This is a genomic window from Pseudomonas sp. MWU12-3088 (assembly GCF_023242405.1).
GTDB classification, from domain to species: Bacteria; Pseudomonadota; Gammaproteobacteria; order Pseudomonadales; family Pseudomonadaceae; genus Aquipseudomonas; species Aquipseudomonas kribbensis.
This window is the reverse complement of the sequence record NZ_JALJEA010000025.1, coordinates 1-2,775: the sequence shown is the minus strand read 5'-3', so window position 1 is coordinate 2,775 and position 2,775 is coordinate 1. Positions and strand designations below refer to the sequence as shown.

At 52.9% G+C, this 2,775-nt stretch carries 3 protein-coding genes and 3 tRNA genes; all 6 read right to left on the bottom strand.

Annotation, left to right across the window (positions count from 1 at the left end):
* Positions 1 to 135: 135 nt before the first annotated feature.
* Positions 136 to 211: transfer RNA gene (locus M5B98_RS28585), tRNA-Thr, on the bottom strand.
* A gap of 26 nt (positions 212 to 237) precedes the next feature.
* Positions 238 to 311 (bottom strand) — tRNA-Gly (locus tag M5B98_RS28580).
* Between the two features lie 25 nt (positions 312 to 336).
* Positions 337 to 421, bottom strand: a tRNA-Tyr gene (locus M5B98_RS28575).
* A gap of 143 nt (positions 422 to 564) precedes the next feature.
* Positions 565 to 990 (bottom strand): hypothetical protein, encoded by a 426-nt coding sequence (locus M5B98_RS28570; protein ID WP_134828275.1) that lies wholly within the window; start codon positions 988 to 990, stop codon positions 565 to 567.
* Between the two features lie 7 nt (positions 991 to 997).
* Entirely contained in the window at positions 998 to 1,747 is a 750-nt protein-coding gene (locus M5B98_RS28565; RefSeq protein ID WP_248744673.1) for a pantothenate kinase, read from the bottom strand.
* Positions 1,737 to 2,690, bottom strand: a complete 954-nt coding sequence (birA, locus tag M5B98_RS28560) for a bifunctional biotin--[acetyl-CoA-carboxylase] ligase/biotin operon repressor BirA (protein WP_248744674.1) — start codon at positions 2,688 to 2,690, stop codon at positions 1,737 to 1,739. The genes M5B98_RS28565 and birA overlap by 11 nt, the downstream gene beginning before the upstream one ends.
* Positions 2,691 to 2,775 lie beyond the last annotated feature (85 nt).

Below are 2,775 nucleotides of genomic sequence, written 5' to 3'. Positions count from 1 at the left end.
AGTTCCGACGTTGACGTGCGGTAGGGAACGATCAAATTTTTCCTTAGCCATCGATATCACCCCTAACAGAAGAAATAAGCAAACAACCCTAGCCATTAAAACAAAGGCAGATATTTTCATATCTGCCTTGTTATATGGAGCTCTTGAGCGGATTTGAACCGCTGACCTCACCCTTACCAAGGGTGTGCTCTACCAACTGAGCTACAAGAGCGTAACACTTTGCACAACCTGCAAACTTGGAGCGGGTAGCGGGAATCGAACCCGCATCATCAGCTTGGAAGGCTGAGGTTCTACCACTAAACTATACCCGCGGAGCCTGCAGCTCACGCTAAAATCTGGTGGAGGGAGAAGGATTCGAACCTTCGAAGTCGTAGACGTCAGATTTACAGTCTGATCCCTTTGGCCGCTCGGGAACCCCTCCTAATCAGGCCGGCATTCTATACTATGCCAAACCCTTGTCAAGCATTTTCTCATTTAAAAACCTGAGGTTAGCTGCGTTGACATCACCTCACTGCTTAAACCCTTTCAGGTCTTCGCTGTGGAGCGGGCGCCATTCTATGCAAACTATTCCGCAGGTGCAACCCCCTCACACAGCATTATTTTGTGTTTTAACTCATTGAATTCCTTGGAAAGGTTTTGCAACTGAGTATCGCCAAGGAAACGCTGGGTTTCTGGCGTGATTCGGAACCAATATGCATTGCTGGAAAGGTCTTTCGGCAGGGGCTGAGCTTTCGCACCAAGCTCATTCAGGCGCTGCTCCAGCGCCTGCGCAGCTTCAGGACGACCCGAACCACCTATATATAGACACTGCCCATCGGACTTCGCTGCTCGCGAGGCATCACCAGCCTCACTCAGCAAACGGATATCCTGCTGCGAACCACTATAAAGACGGAGCGGAGTGACATCCTTTGCACGCAATGGCGCCTCCTGCTGATGCCAGACGTAATAAAACACATTGAGTACCAGAAGCAGGAGAAACAACCAACGCATACAAACCTCAGGACAAAGGACAAGCCATAGCCAAACCGACGAACACCAAATCGGGAACCACCCTGGCCTCAGGTACAACATCCGACACTAGCTCGGCATCCCCCCCAGTGATGAAGACACTGAAGCTATCTCCCCAGTAGGAACGCGCCATCTCCAACTGCGTCAGTACGAATCCTCTGAGCATCAACGAACAGCCACGCTCCACCGCCTCGGCCGTATTGCGCCCTGGAGCGTGACTCGCCAATGCCCGTTCCGCCGCCAGATCGCCATAGCGAATCTTTCGGGTATGCGTACGCAATTGATTTCGCATCAATGGCATACCAGGACAAATGAAGCCACCCAGGTGTTCACCTTCCGACGAGATGAAATCAGCAGTCACCGCCGTCCCAAAATCGAGAACCAGGCAAGCCCCACCAGCCAGATGAAAACCACCGAGCATCGCCAACCAACGATCAAGACCAAGACGTTCGTAGTCTTCGTAACCATTTTTGACGCCGGACATTTCGCGAGCAGGTGTTGCACAGACGACGGAAATATCGAACTCACGCTTGAGAAAACCAATCAGCAAATTGGTCTCCTCTTCAGTCCTTACACTGACAAGGCGGCATTTGCCGAGAGACAATTTATCGAGCGAACGAAGGCTGCCGACCAATGCCTCATCAGAGTCGACCACCCCTTCCGCGACCAGGGCACCTGCCTCGGCATCCAGCACCCGCCACTTGATAAAGCTGTTTCCGCAATCAAGCTCAAGAATCATCACGCAACCTCAAGCTGAGCTCACCACCACTAAAGACTTTCTCCACGCCATCCACCTTCAGCCGTAGCGCACCTTGATTATCAATCCCCAGCACCACGCCATCTATCTGGTTGACACCCGCAGTGAGAGAAACCGACAGTCCCTGCCATAAGTGATTCGCTTCCCACTCCGCCTGAAGCGCAGAGAAACCTCCTGACTGATGACGCTGTAGATAAAGCTGCAACTGCTTGCTCAGCTCAACCACCAGAATATTGCGATCACACGTTTTTCCCGACTCGAGCCGTATCGAGGTCCATTGCTGATCAACCTCGTCAGTGGCTTGCATGTTCACGTTAATGCCAACACCCAGCACTACATGACACACGTCTGCCGGATCTCCGACCAGTTCCAGCAAGATCCCGGCGATTTTTTTTCGCCCAGCCAAAACGTCATTGGGCCACTTCAGCCCTGCACCTGACACCCCAAGCGCACGGAGGGTTTGCATGACCGCGAGACCGACAACAAGACTTAGTCCTTCAAGTTGACGCATCCCACCGTCAATACGCAATACGAGACTGTAATAGAGGTTCTCGGCAAACGGACTTACCCATTTGCGACCTCTACGACCACGCCCGGAGATTTGCCGTTCAGCCAGTACCAGAAAGGGCGCCATTTGACCCCGATCAACGGCACGCAGCGACTCTGCGTTAGTAGAGTCGATGGAGTCGAAGACACTCACAGGCCAGCCGGCAAGACTTTCCTCTATCTTGAGCGAGTCAAGCAACTCCAGTGGCGACGCCAGCTGATAGCCCCGCCCCCGGACTTTATGTATGGATAGCCCAAGCTCAGCCTCCAGGTGTTGAAGCTGCTTCCACACTGCACTTCGACTAATTCCCAGGGCAACTCCCAGAGCCTGACCGGAATGGAATCGCCCATCCTTCAGAAGGTTCAACAACGTCAGCATGCAGATCTCGCCTCGGAATGAGGCCCGAATAATAGCCATGCACCGCGCTGTTGCATAGAATTCAAACAGCCCACTTTCCTGCGGG